This window comes from Enterococcus sp. DIV0660C (assembly GCF_017316125.1).
GTDB lineage: Bacteria > Bacillota > Bacilli > Lactobacillales > Enterococcaceae > Enterococcus_B.
The window spans coordinates 92,973-113,164 of record NZ_JAFLWA010000034.1 but is presented as its reverse complement, the minus strand read 5'-3'; the positions used below and the strand labels follow the sequence as shown (position 1 = coordinate 113,164).

The 20,192-nt window shown below is 37.2% G+C and carries 19 protein-coding genes and 1 other RNA gene; 13 read left to right on the top strand and 7 right to left on the bottom strand.

Annotation, left to right across the window (positions count from 1 at the left end; translation table 11 throughout):
* Window positions 1-32: 32 nt before the first annotated feature.
* The 4 genes from DOK81_RS09520 to DOK81_RS09505 form a co-directional block, all read right to left on the bottom strand.
* Window positions 33-509 (bottom strand): universal stress protein, encoded by a 477-nt coding sequence (locus tag DOK81_RS09520; protein ID WP_206910310.1) that lies wholly within the window; start codon window positions 507-509, stop codon window positions 33-35.
* A gap of 76 nt (window positions 510-585) precedes the next feature.
* Window positions 586-870: a hypothetical protein gene (locus tag DOK81_RS09515; RefSeq protein WP_206910309.1), complete on the bottom strand. Its 285-nt coding sequence runs from the start codon at window positions 868-870 to the stop codon at window positions 586-588.
* Between the two features lie 81 nt (window positions 871-951).
* A non-coding RNA gene (ssrS, locus tag DOK81_RS09510) (6S RNA) lies at window positions 952-1,146 on the bottom strand.
* Between the two features lie 64 nt (window positions 1,147-1,210).
* Window positions 1,211-2,497 (bottom strand): replication-associated recombination protein A, encoded by a 1,287-nt coding sequence (locus DOK81_RS09505; protein WP_206910308.1) that lies wholly within the window; start codon window positions 2,495-2,497, stop codon window positions 1,211-1,213.
* 138 nt (window positions 2,498-2,635) lie between these two features.
* Here DOK81_RS09505 and DOK81_RS09500 point away from each other — a divergent pair, with 138 nt between their 5' ends.
* The 7 genes from DOK81_RS09500 (at window position 2,636) to DOK81_RS09470 (ending at window position 9,176) form a co-directional block, all read left to right on the top strand.
* Entirely contained in the window at window positions 2,636-3,295 is a 660-nt protein-coding gene (locus tag DOK81_RS09500; RefSeq protein WP_206910307.1) for a DNA-3-methyladenine glycosylase, read from the top strand.
* Entirely contained in the window at window positions 3,282-3,773 is a 492-nt protein-coding gene (locus tag DOK81_RS09495; protein ID WP_206910305.1) for a DUF3013 family protein, read from the top strand. Before DOK81_RS09500 ends, DOK81_RS09495 begins: the two co-directional genes overlap by 14 nt.
* A 13-nt stretch (window positions 3,774-3,786) precedes the next feature.
* Window positions 3,787-4,734 (top strand): 50S ribosomal protein L11 methyltransferase, encoded by a 948-nt coding sequence (prmA, locus tag DOK81_RS09490; RefSeq protein WP_206910303.1) that lies wholly within the window; start codon window positions 3,787-3,789, stop codon window positions 4,732-4,734.
* On the top strand, window positions 4,735-5,496 hold the full coding sequence (locus DOK81_RS09485) for a 16S rRNA (uracil(1498)-N(3))-methyltransferase (protein WP_206910301.1): 762 nt from the start codon (window positions 4,735-4,737) through the stop codon (window positions 5,494-5,496).
* Between the two features lie 428 nt (window positions 5,497-5,924).
* Complete coding sequence (locus tag DOK81_RS09480) at window positions 5,925-8,138, top strand: bifunctional (p)ppGpp synthetase/guanosine-3',5'-bis(diphosphate) 3'-pyrophosphohydrolase (RefSeq protein WP_206910299.1); 2,214 nt, start codon at window positions 5,925-5,927, stop codon at window positions 8,136-8,138.
* Between the two features lie 22 nt (window positions 8,139-8,160).
* Window positions 8,161-8,607, top strand: coding sequence for a D-aminoacyl-tRNA deacylase (gene dtd / locus DOK81_RS09475; RefSeq protein WP_206910297.1), 447 nt, complete (start codon window positions 8,161-8,163; stop codon window positions 8,605-8,607).
* A 398-nt stretch (window positions 8,608-9,005) separates the two neighbouring features.
* A complete protein-coding gene (locus tag DOK81_RS09470) occupies window positions 9,006-9,176 on the top strand; it encodes a hypothetical protein (protein ID WP_206910295.1) in 171 nt (56 codons plus the stop codon).
* A gap of 181 nt (window positions 9,177-9,357) precedes the next feature.
* Here the strand turns inward: DOK81_RS09470 and DOK81_RS09465 are convergent, their stop codons facing one another.
* Window positions 9,358-10,305 carry an aldo/keto reductase gene (locus tag DOK81_RS09465; protein ID WP_206910293.1) on the bottom strand — a complete coding sequence of 316 codons (948 nt, stop codon included), beginning with the start codon at window positions 10,303-10,305 and terminating at the stop codon, window positions 9,358-9,360.
* A 417-nt stretch (window positions 10,306-10,722) separates the two neighbouring features.
* Here DOK81_RS09465 and hisS point away from each other — a divergent pair, with 417 nt between their 5' ends.
* From hisS to DOK81_RS09445, 4 genes are all read left to right on the top strand, one after another.
* A complete protein-coding gene (gene hisS, locus DOK81_RS09460) occupies window positions 10,723-12,021 on the top strand; it encodes a histidine--tRNA ligase (RefSeq protein WP_206910291.1) in 1,299 nt (432 codons plus the stop codon).
* Window positions 12,022-12,036: 15 nt separating this feature from the next.
* Complete coding sequence (gene aspS / locus DOK81_RS09455; protein ID WP_206910289.1) at window positions 12,037-13,806, top strand: aspartate--tRNA ligase; 1,770 nt, start codon at window positions 12,037-12,039, stop codon at window positions 13,804-13,806.
* A gap of 125 nt (window positions 13,807-13,931) precedes the next feature.
* Window positions 13,932-14,807 carry a YitT family protein gene (locus DOK81_RS09450; RefSeq protein ID WP_206897679.1) on the top strand — a complete coding sequence of 292 codons (876 nt, stop codon included), beginning with the start codon at window positions 13,932-13,934 and terminating at the stop codon, window positions 14,805-14,807.
* A 298-nt stretch (window positions 14,808-15,105) separates the two neighbouring features.
* Window positions 15,106-17,085 (top strand): acyltransferase family protein, encoded by a 1,980-nt coding sequence (locus tag DOK81_RS09445; protein WP_206910287.1) that lies wholly within the window; start codon window positions 15,106-15,108, stop codon window positions 17,083-17,085.
* Window positions 17,086-17,143: 58 nt separating this feature from the next.
* Here DOK81_RS09445 and DOK81_RS09440 read toward each other — a convergent pair whose 3' ends face one another.
* Both DOK81_RS09440 and DOK81_RS09435 read right to left on the bottom strand, forming a co-directional pair.
* Window positions 17,144-17,440 carry a GIY-YIG nuclease family protein gene (locus DOK81_RS09440; RefSeq protein ID WP_206910286.1) on the bottom strand — a complete coding sequence of 99 codons (297 nt, stop codon included), beginning with the start codon at window positions 17,438-17,440 and terminating at the stop codon, window positions 17,144-17,146.
* The gene (locus tag DOK81_RS09435) at window positions 17,430-18,164 is read right to left on the bottom strand and encodes a tRNA1(Val) (adenine(37)-N6)-methyltransferase (protein ID WP_206910285.1); all 735 of its coding nucleotides are present in this window, start codon (window positions 18,162-18,164) and stop codon (window positions 17,430-17,432) included. Before DOK81_RS09435 ends, DOK81_RS09440 begins: the two co-directional genes overlap by 11 nt.
* Before the next feature lie 132 nt (window positions 18,165-18,296).
* Here DOK81_RS09435 and DOK81_RS09430 point away from each other — a divergent pair, with 132 nt between their 5' ends.
* Both DOK81_RS09430 and DOK81_RS09425 read left to right on the top strand, forming a co-directional pair.
* Complete coding sequence (locus DOK81_RS09430; protein WP_067483031.1) at window positions 18,297-18,914, top strand: 1-acyl-sn-glycerol-3-phosphate acyltransferase; 618 nt, start codon at window positions 18,297-18,299, stop codon at window positions 18,912-18,914.
* Between the two features lie 153 nt (window positions 18,915-19,067).
* Window positions 19,068-20,186, top strand: a complete 1,119-nt coding sequence (locus DOK81_RS09425) for an exonuclease SbcCD subunit D (protein ID WP_206910284.1) — start codon at window positions 19,068-19,070, stop codon at window positions 20,184-20,186.
* Window positions 20,187-20,192 lie beyond the last annotated feature (6 nt).

Here is a 20,192-nt window from a genome sequence, read left to right as displayed (position 1 = left end):
TCATACATGATTGGCGGGGATTTTTAATTAAATTACTCTTCGTCGTCACCTGTTGGTAGTTGGTTTTCTAAATCTGTACGTACGACAAGGACGTCGCAATTTGCATTACGAATCACATACTCAGAAACTGAACCAATGAATAAACGTTCTACAGCGTTTAGCCCAGTTGCACCTAATAAAATCAAATCAATATCATTGTCATCAGGAATTTCTTTGGCAATGATTGGTTTTGGTGAACCATATTCCACAATAGTCGAAACTTTTTCTAGACCAGCTTCTTTTGCACTCTTTTCGTAGTCAGCTAGTGTTTGTTTAGCCATTTCTGTTGCTTGTTCAGCTAACATTCCATCAAATGAAGAAACAGTTTGAAATGCACGAGTATCAATAACATGTGCTAGTAAAAGTTCTCCGTTATTACGTTTTGCAACGTTGACCGCTTTTTTAAAAGCTAATTCCGCTTCGGCAGAGCCGTCGACGGCAACCATGATTTTTTTATATTGTTGTAACATAAGTGTTCGCTCCCTTCAAAGATCAGTTCTTTTCCTATCCTTATTGTAAAGCACTTTGCAAAAAAAGAAAATTATTTTACTGCTTAGTGGACGATATTTTTTTAGCAAATGAAATACTGAAAATAGTTGAAGCTAGAATAACAACTATTAAGAATAAAAAGGCAAGCATTCTTTGATTAAAAAAGATGACGAGTAAACCTAATGCAGCAAGAAAGGCATAGACAACACCTGAAAACTGCAAAAAGGCTTGATTCTTTTCAGATGGTTCAATTAAAACGAAGAAAATAGATTGTTTCTTGAATAAATAATAGCTAACAAAGACCAGTAGTATGGTTGCAATAGATATCAACACACGAATCATGAAGCGTTCCCCCAAAAAAATCAGAATAAAAATAGAAAAAGCAATTTGCTAAAAGCAAATTGCTTCATTCTTAAACAAAAGGTAATCTCCGTTAATGCCGTTGTTTGTCCTGTAGTATTGATCCCGCAAATTCTAGCAGGTGGGTCCCACGGTCGAAGCTTTGAACTACCAAATGATAAGGCATGTTACCAGCAGTGACACAAGACAGGTCCCAAGATATCAATAAAAATGTTCGGTCAACACACAAAGAGGACAATTCGAACATCACAGATTTCCCATCTCTATAGTAGCATAGGAATTTAAAAAGAGCAACGGGAGTGCTCCTTGGAAAGTAACCGTTCTATTTTTGAGGGGAATGCTTTTTCCAATTTTGAATTCGTTCATATTGTTGCTTTAAGGCTTGTTCATATTTTCCAGTTTCTTTTGGTTGATAATAGGTTTCATTTTTTAATTTTTCTGGTAAATATTGTTGATTGACCCAAGCGTGTTCAAAGTTGTGGGGATACTGATAATCAAGTCCGCGTTTTAATTTTTTCGCACCTTGGTAATGGCTGTCACGCAAATGATCTGGGACCTCACCGGCTTTGCCGGCTCGGATATCTGCAATGGCAGCATCTAGTGCAGTATAAGCAGAATTAGATTTAGGGGACAAACAAAGATCAACCACAACATCTGCTAAAGGAATTCGTGCTTCGGGTAATCCTAGACGTTCTGCTGCAAGAACAGCGTTAACAGTGCGGGCTGCTGCTGCGGGATTTCCTAGACCGATGTCCTCGTAGCCAATGACCATTAGACGTCGACAAATACTTGCAAGATCACCAGCTTCCACTAAACGTGCTAGATAGTGCAGGGCTGCGTCCACATCGCTGCCGCGAATCGATTTTTGGAAAGCAGAGATGACGTCGTAATGAGCGTCTCCATTTTTATCATGAGTTAATGCTTTTCTTTGTACACATTCTTCAATGATTGCTAAGGTGAGGTGGATAAGCCCATCTTCTATCGGTTTAGTTGATCGTGCTGCTAGTTCAAGGCCGTTTAACGCACTTCGCAAGTCTCCATTTGTTGCTCGTGATAAATGAAGCAAGGCGTCTTCATCAAGTTGAATCGGTAATTCTCCAAGTCCACGTTCTTTATCAAGTAAAGCTGTTTGAATTGCTGATTGTATATCTGTCTCATTTAAGGGTTTGACTTCAAAAATTTGTGTTCGACTACGAATCGCAGGATTAATGGTGATATAAGGATTTTCAGTCGTTGCGCCAATTAAAATGATACGTCCACTTTCAAGATGAGGCAAAAGAAAATCTTGTTTTGTTTTATCTAGTCGATGAACTTCATCAAGTAACAAAATGACTGTCCCGCTCATTTTGGCTTCTTCAGCTACAACTTGTAAATCTTTTTTTGAATCAGTTGCGGCGTTCAACGTACGAAAGGCATAGTTTGTAGAACCAGCAATGGCACTAGCAATACTGGTTTTTCCGGTGCCAGGTGGTCCATATAGAATCATTGATGACAACATTCGCGCGTCAACCATTCGGCGAATGATTTTTCCTTCACCGACTAGTTGCTGTTGTCCAACGACTTCATCGATTGTGCGAGGACGCATTCGATAAGCTAAAGGTTGTTGCATGAAGTGACCTCCCTTTCAATTTTTCGTTCGTTTATTATAGCATAGTTTGTAAAAAACTGGCGGAAAGAACATAGAAGAAACGTTTTGTTTTCATGGCATGTAACGGAAATATTGTGTATGATAAAGTAGGTGGAAAAAATGACAGAGAAAAAGAAAATCGAAAATTTTTTTGAAAATAAAACAACGCCAGAAATTGCGAAAAATTTATTAGGAATGTATTTAGAACATGTAACGCCGCTAGGTAAATTAGCTGGTTATATTGTTGACGCTGAAGCTTATCTTGGACCAGATGACCAAGCTGCCCACAGTTATGGAATGCGAGATACGCCAAGGGTGCGTGCGATGTATCAAAAGGCTGGAACAATCTATCTCTATACGATGCATACACATCGGATATTAAACATTATTACTCAACCAGAAGGCGTCCCTCAAGGTGTGATGATTCGAGCTGTTCAACCAGCTGCTAGTATTGAACAAATGAGTCAGAATCGTGGAGGAAAAGTGGGGCCAGAAATCAGTAACGGCCCAGGTAAGTTAGTAAAAGCATTAGCAATTGGTCCAGAACTTTATGGTCAATCAATTATGGATAGCGAAAGTACACTACGGCTAGACTTTGAAAAACGTAAGGAACCAAAAAAAATTATTGCTCTGCCACGAATTGGTATTCCAAATAAGGGAGAGTGGACGGATATGCCGTTGCGCTACATTGTTTCAGGCAATCCATATATTTCTTTACAAAAAAAGCGCCTGATCGATCAAGAAGATTGGGGATGGAGGAACGAAGATGAAAAAAAATAATTTATTAAGTTATTTGGATGAGTCCATTGAAAAAAACATTGCTACTTATGACGTCGCATTAGATTGGGATACAAAGAACCATACGATTGAAATAGTTGTGCGCTTGTTTGCGGAAAACAAAGCACATTTAGAAATCGATGATGCAAAAGGTGTTGTTTCTGAAGAAGAAATCATTGAATTTGAGGACGGTATTTTACTATTTAATCCACAAAAATCTTCATTTGATGAAGAGGACTATTTAGCAGTTATTCCTTATGAAGGTAAAAAAGGGTTGGAAAAAGCAGTTGTAGATGCAATGATTGATTATTTGAAGGATGTATTGGATCAAGGACAAAGCGATTTGTTGGACTTTTTAGATGCAGACGATGAAGATACGATTTTTGAATTACATTGGGACAATCAACAGTTCGCACAGTTCGTTGAAAAGAAACAGCAAGAACAAAATACAACAACTTATTTACCATATCCAAGTTATTAAGGAGTCGATAGCGATGAAATGGAACGAAGTAAAAGTAGAGACAGCAAGTGAAGCAGTTGAAGCTGTTGCCAATATTTTAATGGAAGCAGGAGCCAGCGGCGTGGCTATCGAAGATGCGCTTGACGTTGAGAATTTTAAATCAGACCAATATGGTGAAATCTTAGATAAGGCTGATTTTACTTCATTAACTGAAGGCGCATTGGTTATGGCATATTTTCCAGAAACAATTTTCTTACCAGAAATCTTACCTTTTATCAAAGACCGTGTGACACAATTACCTGAGTTTGGCTTGGCCATTGGGAAAAATATTGTAACGGCTAGTGAAGTAGAGGAGAGTAACTGGGCAACGGCTTGGAAAAAATACTATCATCCTGTTCGCATTACGAGAATGTTGACGGTTGCTCCAAGCTGGGAAAATTATACGACACAAGATCCACTGGAAAAAATTATTACCTTAGATCCAGGTATGGCTTTTGGAACAGGAACACATCCAACAACATTACTGACTTTGGAAGCATTAGAATCTGTTCTGCGTGGTGGTGAGACGGTACTAGATGTTGGTACAGGTTCAGGCGTGTTAAGTATTGCTGCCAAATATTTAGGTGCAAAAGATGTTTATGCATACGATCTTGATGAAGTAGCTGTCCGTTCAGCAAAAGAAAATATGGATATGAATGAAATTGCTAAAGATGTCCATGTTTCTGCAAATGATCTATTGAATGGGATAGAGATCGAAAGTGATGTAATTGTTGCCAACATTTTAGCTGATATTATTTTATTGATGATTCCTGATGCATGGCGTTTATTAAAGCAAACAGGAACGTTGGTTGTCTCTGGAATTATTGAAGATAAAAAGCAAATGGTTATTGATGCCATGGAGGCACAAGGATTTGTAGTTGATCAAATTTTCCAACAAAAAGATTGGTATGCAATTATTTTGAAAAAACCTGAGGTGGACTAAATGCAACGTTATTTTTTGGAGGAACCATATCAGCAAAAAGATCGTTTTTTATTAACCGGAGAGCCGTATCATCATATAACTCGAGTTATGCGTATGACGCTAGAAGACCGCGTTTACTTAGCTTTTAGTGACCAAGTGGCTATCATTGCTGAAATTATTGCTATTACAGAAAATGAGGTTGAATTAAAAGAGGTAATGAAAGAACAAGGGCAAAAAGAGTTGCCAAGTATGATTACCATTGCAAGTGGGTATCCAAAAGGTGAAAAATTAGACTGGATTGTGCAAAAAGGAACGGAACTTGGGGCACACGCATTTCTTGGGTTTCCGGCAAAGACGTCGGTTGTTAAATGGGATGAAAAAAAACGGAATAAACGGCAACAACGTTTAGCAAAAATTGCTCAAGAAGCTGCAGAGCAATCACATCGTCAAGTAGTGCCACAAGTAGAATTGTTAAGTACAGTCAATGAGTTCTATCAAAAAATTTCTACTTATGATCATGTGCTAGTTGCCTATGAAGAGTCAGCTAAGCAAGGCGAATTAGCAAACTTAGCACAAGCCTTACAAAAATCGGGTTCAGGACAACGTATTTTGGCAATTTTTGGACCAGAAGGTGGGTTGACGCCAGATGAAGTAGCAAAACTATCTGCAGAAGGCGCAATCCTTTGTGGTTTAGGTCCAAGAATTTTGCGAACAGAAACAGCACCATTATATCTATTGAGTGCCGCGAGTTATCAATGGGAATTACTAGGTGAACAGGAATAGGGAGTCCATTCGTGTACAATTATTGGATCATCAAATAAGTGATGACTTACTAAAAGACGGTGTACCATTTAGTTGCAAATGGGCTTACAAGAATCGCCATAAGTCATCGGAACTTTTCTTAATAAATTTGAACATGATAGAATTGAAAAAAGAAACGACAATTTGTATAATGGTAACAATAACCGTTCAAGAGTCCGATAAAAAATAAAAAGAGGTTGGGTCAAATTAACTAGCTCCGATGAAATTGACAAAAGGCACCAGAAATCATTTTTAGGTTTTTGTGTGATGATGCGTTGTTTTTTTCGGAGTTATTTTTAATACCATTCGTGGAAAAACGAATTCTTTATACCAGTTAGCTGAAATTTAGAAATTGTGATTTCAGATGCCTCTCCTGTTTTGCTATCGAAACGAAAGGGGGATCGGTTTGTATGTCAAAAGAAGAAATTTTAACAGGTCCTGGCGTTATTGCGCTTGTTAGTAAATATATGGGACCGGATCATGTTGCATTTGTACAAAAAGCATGTGATTATGCAACAGCAGCGCATGATGGACAATTTAGAAAATCTGGAGAGCCTTATATTATTCATCCGATCCAAGTTGCTGGGATCTTAGCTGAGTTGAAAATGGATCCGCACACTGTAGCAACAGGATTTTTACATGATGTAGTTGAAGATACAGAAGTGACTTTGGATGATTTACGAGAAGAATTTGGTGACGATGTAGCCATGCTGGTTGACGGTGTTACTAAATTGGGAAAAATAAAATATAAATCTCATGAAGAACAATTAGCAGAAAACCATCGTAAAATGTTGCTAGCAATGGCACAAGATTTACGCGTAATCATGGTGAAATTGGCCGATCGTCTTCATAACATGCGTACACTAAAACATTTACGGGAAGATAAGCAACGTCGAATTGCACAAGAAACATTAGAAATCTATGCACCGTTAGCACATCGTTTAGGGATTAGTCGAATCAAATGGGAATTAGAAGATACTGCTTTACGCTATCTTAATCCAAAACAATATTATCGAATCGTTCATTTGATGCGAACAAAACGTGAAGAACGCGAGCAGTATGTGAATGCAACTGTAGAAGATATTCGAGTAGCGACAGAAGAACTAGACATCTATGCAGAAATCTATGGTCGCCCAAAGCATATTTATTCGATCTATCGAAAAATGAAAGATCAGAAGAAACAATTTAGTGAAATCTATGATTTACTGGCTATCCGAGTAATTGTCGAGTCTATCAAAGATTGTTATGCAGTATTAGGTGCGATCCATACGAAGTGGAAACCAATGCCAGGAAGATTCAAAGATTATATTGCTATGCCAAAGGCGAACATGTATCAATCTTTGCATACGACAGTGATTGGTCCAGCGGGAAATCCTGTTGAAATTCAAATTCGTACGCAAGAAATGCATGAAATCGCAGAATTTGGGGTTGCAGCACACTGGGCTTACAAAGAAGGAAAAAATGATAAAGTAGAACCTGACGGAATGACGAAGCAGTTAAGTTGGTTCCATGAAATTATTGAATTACAAGACGAAAGTTATGATGCATCTGACTTTATGGAAGGCGTTAAGGGTGATATCTTCAGTGATAAAGTCTATGTCTTTACACCAAAGGGAGATGTAACCGAGCTTCCTAAAGGATCGGGACCATTGGATTTTGCTTATAGCATCCATACTGATATTGGGAACAAGACAACTGGCGCAAAAGTGAATGGCAAAATGGTTCAATTGGATTATAAATTGAAAAATGGTGATATCATTGAAATCTTAACTTCACCTAATTCGTTTGGTCCGAGCCGTGATTGGTTAAAAATTGTTGCAACGAGCAAAGCAAAAAATAAAATTAAACGTTTCTTCAAGGCACAAGATCGTGAAGAAAATATTACCAAAGGTCATGAATCAGTTACCAAGTGTATTTCTGATCTTGGTTTCTTGCCAAAAGATATTTTGACCAAAGAAAAACTGCAAGAAGTCTTGGATCGATTTAATTACAATAATGAAGATGATATTTATGCGGCCGTGGGGTATGGTGAAATCAGCCCGTTAACAATGGCAAATCGATTGACTGAAAAAGAACGTCGTGAACAAAAAATCGAGCAACAAAAACAAGAAGCCGACGAATTGATGAACCAACCGAAAAAAGAACCAGAAAAAATGAAGGTTCGTCATGAAGGTGGCGTGGTGATTCAAGGTGTTGAAAACTTGCTTATTCGTATTAGTCGTTGTTGTAATCCGGTTCCGGGAGACGATATTGTTGGTTATATTACCAAAGGACGAGGAATTTCCATTCATCGTCGTGATTGTCCAAATGTTCAGCCGGATAAACCGAATGTTGCAGAACGATTAATTGAAGTAGAATGGGAAGATACTTCAAATTCTAAAAAAGAATATGATGCTGACCTAGAAATTTATGGCTATAATCGTTCAGGTCTATTAAATGATGTTTTGCAAACTGTTAATTCTATGACAAAAAATCTTAATAGTGTGGAAGCACGTACGAATAAAGATAAGATGGCAACAATCCATTTAACGGTAGGGATCCAGAACTTAACACACCTAAAAAGTATTGTAGATAAAATCAAGTCTGTTCCAGATGTCTATAGTGTACGGCGGATGAACGGATAAATGTGAAGAGAGGGAAAATTTGATGCGAGCAGTCATTCAACGAGTGAGCCGAGCGACAGTTACGATCAATGGTCAAGAAATCGGTAAGATCAATCAGGGGTTATTAATTTTATTAGGTATTCATGAAGCAGATACTCAAAATGATGTAGACTATTTGGTTAAAAAAATCGCGCAAATGCGTATTTTTGAAGATGAACAAGGCAAGATGAATACAAGTATTGAAGACATTGGTGGTCAAATTTTAAGTATTTCACAATTTACGCTGTTTGCGGATACTAAAAAAGGCAATCGACCAAGTTTTATTGCCGCTGCACGTCCAGAAACGGCTATTCCATTATACGAAGCTTTTAATACTGGTTTGAAACAACGTGGTATTCCAGTTTCAACTGGTAAATTTGGCGAAGATATGGATGTTTCTTTAGTAAATGACGGTCCCGTAACCATTGTAATCGACTCACAAAATAAATAAAAACAGAAGTAAGAGCTCTCTTATTTACTAAAATAGTTAAGATAAAAGTCGACATGGCAGGTACATGCTAATGTTGGCTTTTATTTTTTATTTGTACTTTAAATTCGAAAATAAGGTTGTACAATACATTGATAAAATTATTGATGAATGTGCTTTTCTGTCATTTATTGGAATATCGACTAAAAAATAGGAGAGATTTGTCAGGTTTTGCAATCGATCTGGGGACATTAAATTAACACAGTTCTTCGTCATAGAAATCAATTCTATGTCAATTTATGTATCCTATGATTAATTTACTTGTATGGTATTTTTGTCCCAAGCTTTATGATGCAGTATGATAAAGCTTTTTATATTTCTATGTTATACTGGTGTATAAATATACAAAAAGGAGAGGTTTGATGGAAAATTTATTAGCAGGTGGTTTTCTATTTGTTGGAGGAGCGATACTTATGTTAGCAAGTGAGTATGCTAACTGGGTTCCCATTGTCGGAAGTATTGTTGCATTAGTAGGTTTTGGGATATTAGTTTATTTTTTATTTAGCAAAGATGGAAAGTATGACGGAAAATAAGTAGTATCTTTTTCTAGTATTGAATTGACGATAGAAAAATGCAATAACTACCATCAATCGCCTAGCCATTGGTTGCATTTTCCTATAACAAATCTTTTTTTAGCTTAAAGATGACGTAGAAAGCCGTAGATTTTAGTATATAAAATCTACGGCTTAGTCGAACAAGAACTTCTATTTTTGATTAAAATTCTGCAAATAGCTGATCGATTTGTTGGTAATCGGCATTTGTTAAATGGATATCTAAAGCCTGAGCATTACTTGAGACTTGTTCAGGTTTTTTTGCACCAGGAATTACGACAGAGACAGCTGGATTTTTCATATACCATGCTAATACTAATTGAGCAATGTTTGTTTGATAGTTCGCTGCGAGTGGACGAAGTTGCTCAACAGTATGAATAATTTTTTCAAAACGTTCACCTTGAAAATTTGGCTGCTTTAATCGAAGATCACCTTTAGAAAATGAAAGTGGTTGTCCAAGCTGATATTTCCCAGTCAAAAGACCTGAAGCTAGTGGAAAATAAGGGACAAAACTAATCTTATGTTGTTTGATGTAAGGAAAAAGTTCTGTCTCCGCCTTTCGTTGGATCAAGCTGTAATGGTCTTCAACGATATCTACGTATCCTTCTTGGTTAGCTTCTTTTAATTGGGCTAAAGAAAAATTTGAAACACCGATTGCTCGTATTTTTCCAGCTTCTTTTAATTGATGCAAAGTAGCTATTGCTTCGTTTTTTGGCGTTTTTTCGTCTGGAAAATGAATATAAAAAATATCAATATAATCTGTTTGTAGTCTTTTTAGAGCATCTTCAACAGCTTGAGTCAAAAATTCAGGTGTATTATTAAATTTTCCAGAATTGTTTGGGTCATGAGCTGCTTTAGTTGCAATGACGATACGTGAACGGTCATATTCTTTTTCTTTCAAGACTTCACCAATCAATTCTTCTGAGCGACCAAAACCATAGGCGTAAGCCGTATCAAGAAGATTGATGCCATTATCAAGTGCTGTTCGAATGATTTGTTTCCCCACTTCGTCCTCTAAATGAGGGAATAAATTGTGTCCACCAACAGCATTTGTTCCTAAGCCAAGTTGTTCTGCATATACTTGAGAATGTCCGATTCTTACTTCTGCCATGTTGAATTCCTCCTTTGTTTCAGTTTAAAACAAACTGAAGAAATGCAAAAATAAATTGTCTTTTGAAAAATGAAAGAGGCTTGTTTAACTTTTAGGGCAAATATTCTTGACTTTGTGAAGTGTTTTTAGTAAGTTGTAGATAATATAAAAAATCACTGAAAGAGCGAGTAAGTAACCTATACTTTTTAGATAGAGAGAATCATCGAGGCTGAAAATGATTCAAGAGTTGGTTACCGAAAAGACACTCTGGAGATGGACGCGTGCAAAGCCGTCCCGTGTACGAGCGTTATTCGTGAGAGGAAAGAGCAATCTTTCAAAATTAGGTGGTACCGTGTATGACTTTCATTCGCCCTTGTTCATTGTGAACAGGGGTGAATTTTTTTTTTTCACTTAGTTACATAAAAAGGAGAGAGATGTATGAACTTTCAACGACCAAAAGGAACGAATGATATTTTGCCAGGTGAATCAGAAAAATGGCAATTTATTGAAGAAACAGCACGTTTATTATTTAGAGACTATCAATACAATGAAATTCGCACGCCGATTTTTGAACATTATGAAGTTATCTCACGCAGTGTAGGAGACACGACTGATATCGTTTCAAAAGAAATGTATGATTTTTATGACAAAGGTGACCGTCACGTAACTTTACGTCCAGAAGGAACGGCTCCAATTGTTCGCTCATTTGTAGAACACAAATTATTCGGACCAGAGTTTGCTAAACCTTATAAAACTTTTTACATGGGGCCAATGTTCCGTTATGAACGTCCGCAAAAAGGTCGTTTGCGTCAATTCCATCAAATTGGTGTTGAGGCATTTGGTTCTGATAACCCAGCAACAGACGTTGAAAGTATGGCAATGGCGTTAGACTTTTTCAAACAGTTAGGCATCACACAAATTCGTTTGGTCATCAATTCTCTAGGTGATCAAGAAACACGACAGGCTTATCGTCAAGCATTGATTGACTATTTAGAACCAGTTGAAAATGAATTAAGTGAAGACTCAAAACGACGGTTACATCAAAATCCTTTGCGTGTCCTTGACAGTAAAGATAAACGAGACCAAAAATTTGTTGCAGATGCACCTTCGATTTTGGATTACTTAAGTGAATCAGCTAAGAACCATTTTGAAACTGTGACAGCTATGTTAGATGCATTAGAAATCCCTTATGAAATTGATAGCAATATGGTTCGTGGTCTGGATTACTATACACATACTATCTTTGAAATTATGAGTGATGCTCCAAAAATGGGTGCTCAAGCAACAATTTGTGCTGGTGGTCGCTATGATCGATTAGTAGAAGAGCTTGGTGGACCAGAAACACCAGCATTCGGTTTCGCAATGGGCATCGAACGTATCTTGTTAACCATGGAAGCAGAAGAAGTAGTTATTCCAGCCTTAAATGAATTAGATGCTTACGTGGTTGGAATTGGTGAAGTCACAAATCTTGAAGCATTAAAAGTGGTCCAAGCGATTCGTAACTTTGGCTTTTCTGCGGATCGTGATGTCATGAATCGTAAAGCAAAAGCCCAGTTCAAAACAGCTGACAAAGCAAATGCCAAATTAGTGCTAGTACTTGGAGAAGATGAACTAAAGAACCAGACAATTAATGTGAAGTCAATGGCAGATCGTAAAGAAAAAAGCTTTTCATTACAAGAAATCTATCAACGCTTTGATGAAGTGTACGATGAAATGACAACGACATTATTTGAGTAAGAAGGAGAGAGAAAGATGGCAAAAAGGACAATTTATTGTGGGTTTGTTTCCCAGAAACAATTAGATCAAACAATTACACTTAAGGGTTGGGTACAAAAACGTCGTGATTTAGGTGGATTGATTTTCATTGACTTACGTGACCGTGAAGGAATTGTGCAAGTAGTCTTCAACCCAGAAATTTCGAAAGAAGCTTGGGAAGTAGCAGATAAATGCCGAAGTGAATATGTAATTGAAGTAACTGGTGTGATCAAACGTCGTGCTGAGAATGCAATCAATACGAAAATGGCAACGGGTGAAGTCGAAATGATTGCCAATGAAATGACAATTTTAAACCAAGCAAAAACACCCCCTTTCTCGATTGAAGATGATCAAACAATCAGTGATGAAGTTCGTTTGAAATATCGCTATTTAGATTTGCGTCGTCCGAAAATGACAAAGAATATTAAAATGCGTCACGAAACAACTAAAGCCATTCGTCACTATTTGGATGATAATGATTTCCTAGACATTGAAACACCTTACTTAGGTAAATCAACACCCGAAGGCGCACGTGATTATTTAGTTCCTTCTCGTGTCCATGCAGGTCATTTCTACGCATTGCCTCAGTCACCACAATTATTTAAACAATTATTGATGAATGCAGGATTTGATCGTTATTATCAGATCGTACGTTGTTTCAGAGATGAAGACCTACGTGGCGATCGTCAACCGGAATTTACCCAAGTTGATATTGAAACAACTTTTTTAACTTCTGAAGAAATTCAAACCTATACAGAAGGTTTAATTGCGAAAGTCATGAAAGATGTTCGTGGATTAGATGTAACATTGCCATTCCCAAGAATGACTTATGATGATGCAATGAGTCGCTACGGCAGTGACAAACCTGATACACGTTTTGAAATGGAACTGATCGATTTAAGTGAAACGGTGAAATCCATCGAGTTTAAAGTATTCCAAATGGCTTTAGAAAATGGTGGAGTAGTTAAAGCTTTGAATGTAAAAGGTGCTGCTGGCAATTATTCTCGAAAAGATTTAGATCATTTAGGTCAATATGTTGGTCAATTTGGAGCAAAAGGACTTGCATGGCTGAAAGTGGAAGAAGAAGGTTTGAAAGGACCAATCGCAAAATTCATGAGTGAAGCTGGCGAAGAAATCATTCAAGCAACAGATGCCCAAGTTGGTGATTTATTGTTATTCTGTGCAGACAAAGCAGAAGTTGTCGCAGCATCATTAGGTGCTCTTCGTACGCGTTTAGCAAAAGAGCTAGGATTGATTGATGAAGAAAAATTCAATTTCTTGTGGGTAACTGATTGGCCACAATTTGAATATTCAGAAGAAGAAGGTCGCTATGTTTCTGCACATCATCCATTTACGATGCCAAAAGCCAAAGATGTTGAGTTGCTGGGTACAGATCCAGCGAAAGTCTATGCGGAAGCTTACGATATCGTTTTAAACGGTTATGAACTTGGCGGGGGTTCAATTCGTATCCATACGCGTGAGTTACAAGAAAAAGTTCTTGAAACACTTGGCTTCACGAAAGAACAAATGGAAGAACAATTTGGCTTCTTATTAACTGCATTGGACTATGGTTTCCCTCCACATGGCGGAATTGCTTTAGGCTTAGATCGTTTTGCTATGCTACTTGCAGGTGAAGAAAATATCCGCGAAGTGATTGCTTTCCCTAAAAACGGAAAAGCTGCTGATGTCATGAGTGAAGCACCAAGTTTAGTTTCGCCATTCCAGTTAGCAGAATTGAGTATTGATGTTACAGAGATTGAAGAATAAAATGAGTTAAAAAAGAAATGTTTCTGAGAGGATGGTAAAAGTCTTAAGCTTTTGCCATCTCCTCTTTTTTTTTATACGAAAAAACCTTATAATAGAGCCATAATTATGTAAAGCGAGGCTTTTTCATGAAAAAAACGTTCGAAAATTGGGCCTATCACGATTATACGACCAAGCTTTCGGTATCTATTGTTTATGCGTTAATTGCGTCAATTGCGTTAAATCTTTTTTATCAACCAGGTCATATTTATTCAAGTGGTATTACTGGTCTGGCACAAATTTTAACCACCTTATCCAAATCACTGATTGGTTTTGAAGTACCTGTATCAACAACTCTTTACCTATTGAATGTTCCGTTGTTTTTCTTAGCTTGGTTTAAAATCGGTAAGAAATTTACAATTTTCACGTTTATTACGGTCACGTTGACCTCGCTATTCATCCACATCGTTCCCGAAACAGTGTTATCAACTGATCCAATCATCTGTGCATTATTTGGTGGAGCAGTGATGGGGGCGGGGATAGGTTTAGTACTTAGAAATGGTTTATCTTCGGGCGGACTAGATATCGTCAGTATTACGATACGAAAGAAAACAGGGAAATCAATTGGATCTATTTCGATTTATTTCAATGCGTTGATTGTTTTTGTTGCAGGAATCTTGTTTGGTTGGCAATACATGTTTTATAGCACGTTGTCGATTTTTGTTAGCGGAAAAGTGACAGATGTTTTTTACACGAAACAGAAGAAAATGCAGGTTATGATTGTCACAAAACACCCTGAAAAAGTCGTGAATGAAATTCAAAAATGTATGCGTCGAGGGATCACGATCATCAATGAAGCAGAAGGTGCATACAAACATGATAAGCAAACAGTTTTGATGACGATTGTGACTCGTTATGAACTCCCGCTATTAAGAGAAGCAATGAAAGCCTCTGATCCGGACGCTTTCGTAAGTATTGCAGAAAATGTTCAAATTTTAGGCCGTTTCTATGAAGATGGCGTTTAAAGAGAAAATAAAAAAGAATCGGATAGGATAAAACGATTGTTCGTTTTATCCTGTTTTTTTACCCGTTTATTCGTGACCACAAAAAATAAATTGTTTCATCAAATCTTAGTTTGAAGCAAAAAGGAGGTAATGCGCTATTTCTTTTGAAAATTTCTTAAAGTCGATGAAATCATTGTTCTTTTGCCAAATTTTGTGGGATGATAGAAAAGATAGTAAGAAGTTTAAATAAGTCTTGCTATTTTCTTATAATGCACGTATATTACAAATGAAAAAAGTTTATGAAAAGTTGGAAGATTGAATGGAAAAACAAAAAAGATTGAAAAAGAGTCGCTATATCACAGGCTTTGATGGTATTCGTTCTTTAGCCGTAATGGGTGTTATTCTCTATCATTTGTTACCAAGAACAATGACAGGTGGTTATTTGGGCGTACCGATATTTTTTGTGGTATCTGGTTATTTGATTACCGATTTATTGCGACAAGAATGGGAACAAAATGGAAAAATAAATATTTGGCAGTTTTATGTTCGAAGGATGAAGCGGCTTTACCCGGGCTTAGTCTTTTTATTAGTTACTGCTTCAGCGTATATTACTTTGTTTCAGCGAGGTTTGTTAAATAACTTGCGAGGGACTGTCATCAGCAGTTTATTCTATGTGAACAATTGGTGGCAGATCAATAATGGATTATCTTATTTTGATCGGTTTGCCAATGAGTCACCATTCACACACATCTGGTCTTTGGCAGTTGAAGGACAAAATTATCTATTTTGGCCAATTATATTTGTTTTACTGATGACTTTAGTCCGAAAGAAAAAATGGATCTTTTACACTGTGCTGGGAATGTCAGGAATTTCAGCTATTTTGATGATGATTTTGTATTCGCCTGGCGCAGATCCAACTCGTGTTTATTATGGGACAGATACACGACTATTTTCAATTTGGCTTGGTTGTGCGTTGGCTTTTGTTTGGCCAAGCACACGTTTGAAAAAAGAGATTCCTAAACAAGCGAAGAAGACATTGAATATTGCAGGGTTGATTTCGTTTGTCTCATTGGTTGCGGCTTTCTTTTTCTTCAATGACCATATGGATTTTGTTTACTACGGTGGGATGTTGTTAGTTAGCTTGTTGTGTGTTGTATTAGTTGCTGTGACAGCTCATCCTGGTGCAAGTTGGAATAAATGGCTAACTAATCCGGTCTTTACTTGGATTGGGAAAAGAAGTTACGGCATTTATCTCTATCAATTTCCTGTAATGATTTTTTATGAGGCAAAGGTTTCTAATATTGGGGATCACGTTTTCATGCACACCATAATTGAAGTAACTTTGATCCTGCTGATCAGTGAATTATCTTACCGCTATATCGAACGACCGTTGGCACGTTTTGATTATGGAAAAACATTTTCAGTTGTTAAGGGGTGGTTCCAAAAACCCATTCTCAGTCTTGAAAAGCCATGGCTGATTCCCGGATTATTAGTTTTCATGATCGCATTAGTTGGTTTTGCGATTGCACCAAAGAATGCTGTGACAGCGGATCAAAAACAATTACAAGAAAAAATTGCAGCAAACAAAAAATTAGCAGAAAAAAGTAAAGAAGAAGATGGCAAAGCTTCTGGAGCATTGGATCAGAGTATTTTGGATAAATACGATTTGACCAAAGCACAAGGGAAGAAAGCACAAAAACTAGAACTTACAGCTTTTGGGGATTCAGTCATGCTTGATGCAGCCACGGACTTAAAAGAAATTTATCCTAAAGTAGTTGTGGATGGCGATGTCGGGCGTCAACTTTATACGAGTGAACCTTATCTTGAAGAACTGAAAAAACAAAAACTCTTGAAAGATACTGTGTTGGTTGGACTGGGAACTAACGGTGCATTTTCAGAAACGCAATTTGATAGTGTAATGGATGCGATAGGCGATCGCAAAGTTTACTGGGTGAATGTTCGAGTACCAACTAAACGCTGGCAAAATGATGTAAATGATATGCTAGCTCAAATGGCGAAAAAATATGATAACATGACTCTAATTGATTGGTACGACTATAGCAAAGACCATAACGAATGGTTCTACGATGATCAAGTTCATCCAAACCCTGAAGGAATGATCCATTATGCACACTTTGTTAGCCAAGCATTATTAGGTGGCAAAAGTACAGATAGTGAGTCAACAAAAGATTCAGAAGTAACTGATGAGGCAACGAGTCAAGGCAGTGAAACCCTAAGTAACGGTGCAGCTTCTTCCTCAACCTCAAGCATATCAGAAGAGCTAGATACAGAACAATAAAAAAAGAATTGAGATGAATCTTCATCTCAATTCTTTTTTTGTCCTAAAAGGAACAAGGTTAAGTTTTGTGTGTTAGATCTTTGGGAAGAATAACCGAAAGATGCGTAGTTAAATAAAGTTCTTTTTGCTTTCGAGTTAATTTTTTAAAGGCTGCTTCTGCTTTGGTTGCTTCGCTTCTAGTTTCAAAACATTCTGCGTGAATCATTTGTAGCGGCCGACGTTTACGTAAGCGAGTGTACTTAGCTCCTGTGCCGTTATTGTGTTCGGCAAGTCTCCTTTCAAGATTGGTTGTATATCCGCCATAAAAAGTATTGTCTTTACAAGCGAGTACGTAAAAGTAATGCTTAGTCTCCATAAAGCATACCACGTAATTCTGGAGTATATTGGCCTTCTTCATCATAAGTGATAAGTGGTGAAGAAACCTTGAAACCATCTAATTTTCCTTCTTTTATGCCTTCGACTAATAAAATATTCGCATCTTTTCCAACTTTTGGATAGACAAAACGGATCCGTTTTGGAATGATCTGATGTTCACGCATGACATCCAAAATTTCTAAAAAACGTTCAGGACGATGTACCATTGCAAAACGGCCATTTGTTTTTAAGAGTTTGCTGGAGATTTGAATAACATCGTTGAGTGTTGTATAAATCTCATGCCTAGCAATGGCTAAGTGTTCATTGGGATTTTTTTTGTTCGTAGGTAGCCCTTTGAAATAAGGTGGGTTACAGACAACGAGATCACAAGAATTATGACGAACAACTGCTAAACTATTTTTTAAATCAGTCGTGTGAACAGTGATTTGGTCTTCTAAATGGTTAAGCACAACGCTTCGTTTCGCCATATCGGCTAAACGAGGCTGTAGTTCGATCGAATCAATTTGTGCATTGGTTTTTTTACTTAAAAATAAGCCGACCGCACCGTTTCCAGCACATAGGTCAACGATTTGTCCTCTTTTTGGCACACGCGCAAAATTTGCGAGTAAAACAGCATCAAGTGAAAAAGAAAAAACTTGCGCACTTTGGATAATTTTAATATCTTCTGCGTATAATTGGTCAATTCGTTCGTCTTCGTGAAGCATAAGTTTCCCTCCAAAGTGAATAAAATAATCGTTTGTATTATACTATGTTTGTCAAAAAGAACCAAGTTTGCTTGCCAAGGAAGATTTTTTTAGGCATACTATCTATGTTCAGCAAAGAGAAAGGAAGAGTCTATGTTTTATCGTTTTATGCGCGGGGTTGTTCGAGTTGTCTTAGCAATAGTCAACGGCAATGCCCACTATGAAAATAAAGAATTATTGCCTAAAGATGAGAATTACATATTAGTTGCGCCCCATCGTACTTGGTGGGACCCATTGTATCTAGCAGTTGGAGCAGCACCAAAGAAATTTAGCTTTATGGCAAAAGAAGAGTTGTTCAAAAATTCAATTTTACGATTTATTTTGACACATGCGAATGCTTTTCCTGTCAAACGTGATAAGCCAGGGCCAAGTGCAATCAAAACGCCTGTAAAAATCTTGAAATCAACAGACTTAGGGCTAATCATGTTTCCAAGTGGCACGCGCCATGCAACAGAGTTAAAAGGTGGAATGGCACTGATTGCTAAAATGGCAAAAGTGAAAATCGTTCCAGCTGTATATCAAGGACCATTAACACTTGGCGATTTGTTCAAGCGAAAACGTGTAACGGTTCGCTTCGGAGAACCCATCGACTTATCTGACATTAAAAAGATGGATAAGGAAGGTTTGGAAGAAGTTGAGCGGCGAACACAAGGTGCGTTTGATCAATTAGACAAAGAAGTAAATCCTGATTTTAAATATGAAATAAAATAAGTAGGGAGCTGCGAGAAAATCAATTTTGATTTTTTCGTAGCTTTTTGTTTGTTCTCTGTTTTTTTTATAGATATAGGAGATGTGAAACATTTCTGTTATGACCTTCTGGGAAGTGTTATAATCATTAGAAGGACATTTTTTTGAGGTGAGTATATGCGTTTCTTGCACACGGCCGATTGGCATATTGGTAAAAAATTACAAGGCTATGATTTACTTGAGGAACAAAAGCAAGTTATTTCAGATATTTTGAAGGTAGCAAAAGAAGAACAAGTGGATGCAATCATTATTGCAGGCGATTTATATGATCGAAGCGTGCCAGCGACGGAAGCAGTGCAATTGTTTAATCAATTGATGATTGATTGGAATTTAGAAGAAAAATTTCCAATTTTCGCAATTTCTGGCAATCACGATAGTAGTATTCGATTGTCGACAGGGACACCTTGGTTTAGCCAATCTAATTTTTTCTTACGCACTCAGTTTGCTGAAGCGTTTCAACCAATTACATTTGGTGATACACAATTCTTTTTGTTACCTTACTTTGAACCAATTGCCGCTCGTTTATATTTTGAAGACGATGAAATTCGTACAATTCAACAAGCGATGGCTTTAGTCGTCGAAAAAATGCAGACGCTATTTGAACCAAATAAAAAACACGTATTAGTAAGTCACTTTTTTGTAACGGGAAGCTCAAAGTCTGACTCAGAAACAAAAATTGAAGTTGGCGGGTTAGATGCAGTATCTGGCGACTTATTGAGTGATTTTGACTATGTGGCATTGGGCCATTTGCATAACCAAGCGGCTTTGCACCAAGCAAATGCACGCTATAGCGGCTCGCCATTGAAGTTTTCTTTATCAGAAATCAATCAAAAAAAGGGTGTCTGGATTGTTGATTTAAATGATAAGCTACAATTGACGTTTCATGAGCTGACACCCCTACATGATATCCAAGAATTACAAGCCAATTTTAAAGAACTCTTGAGTCCAACATTTTACCAAACTGTTAATCGAGAAAATTACACACAAATCTACTTGATGGATCGAACGATCATTCCTAATATGATGAATCAGTTGCGGAAAATCTATCCAAGAATCTTAGGTGTGGAGCGAGTAAATGGTCGTTTAGAAACAATAACAAAAAAACAAACAGTAGAAATGAAGGATCCAAAATCAATGGCGATGAATTTCTTTAAAGAAATAACAAATGAACCACTGACCAATGATCAAGAAAAGTGGCTCACAGAAACTCTACAAGAACTCATGGAAATGGAATGATCAGTG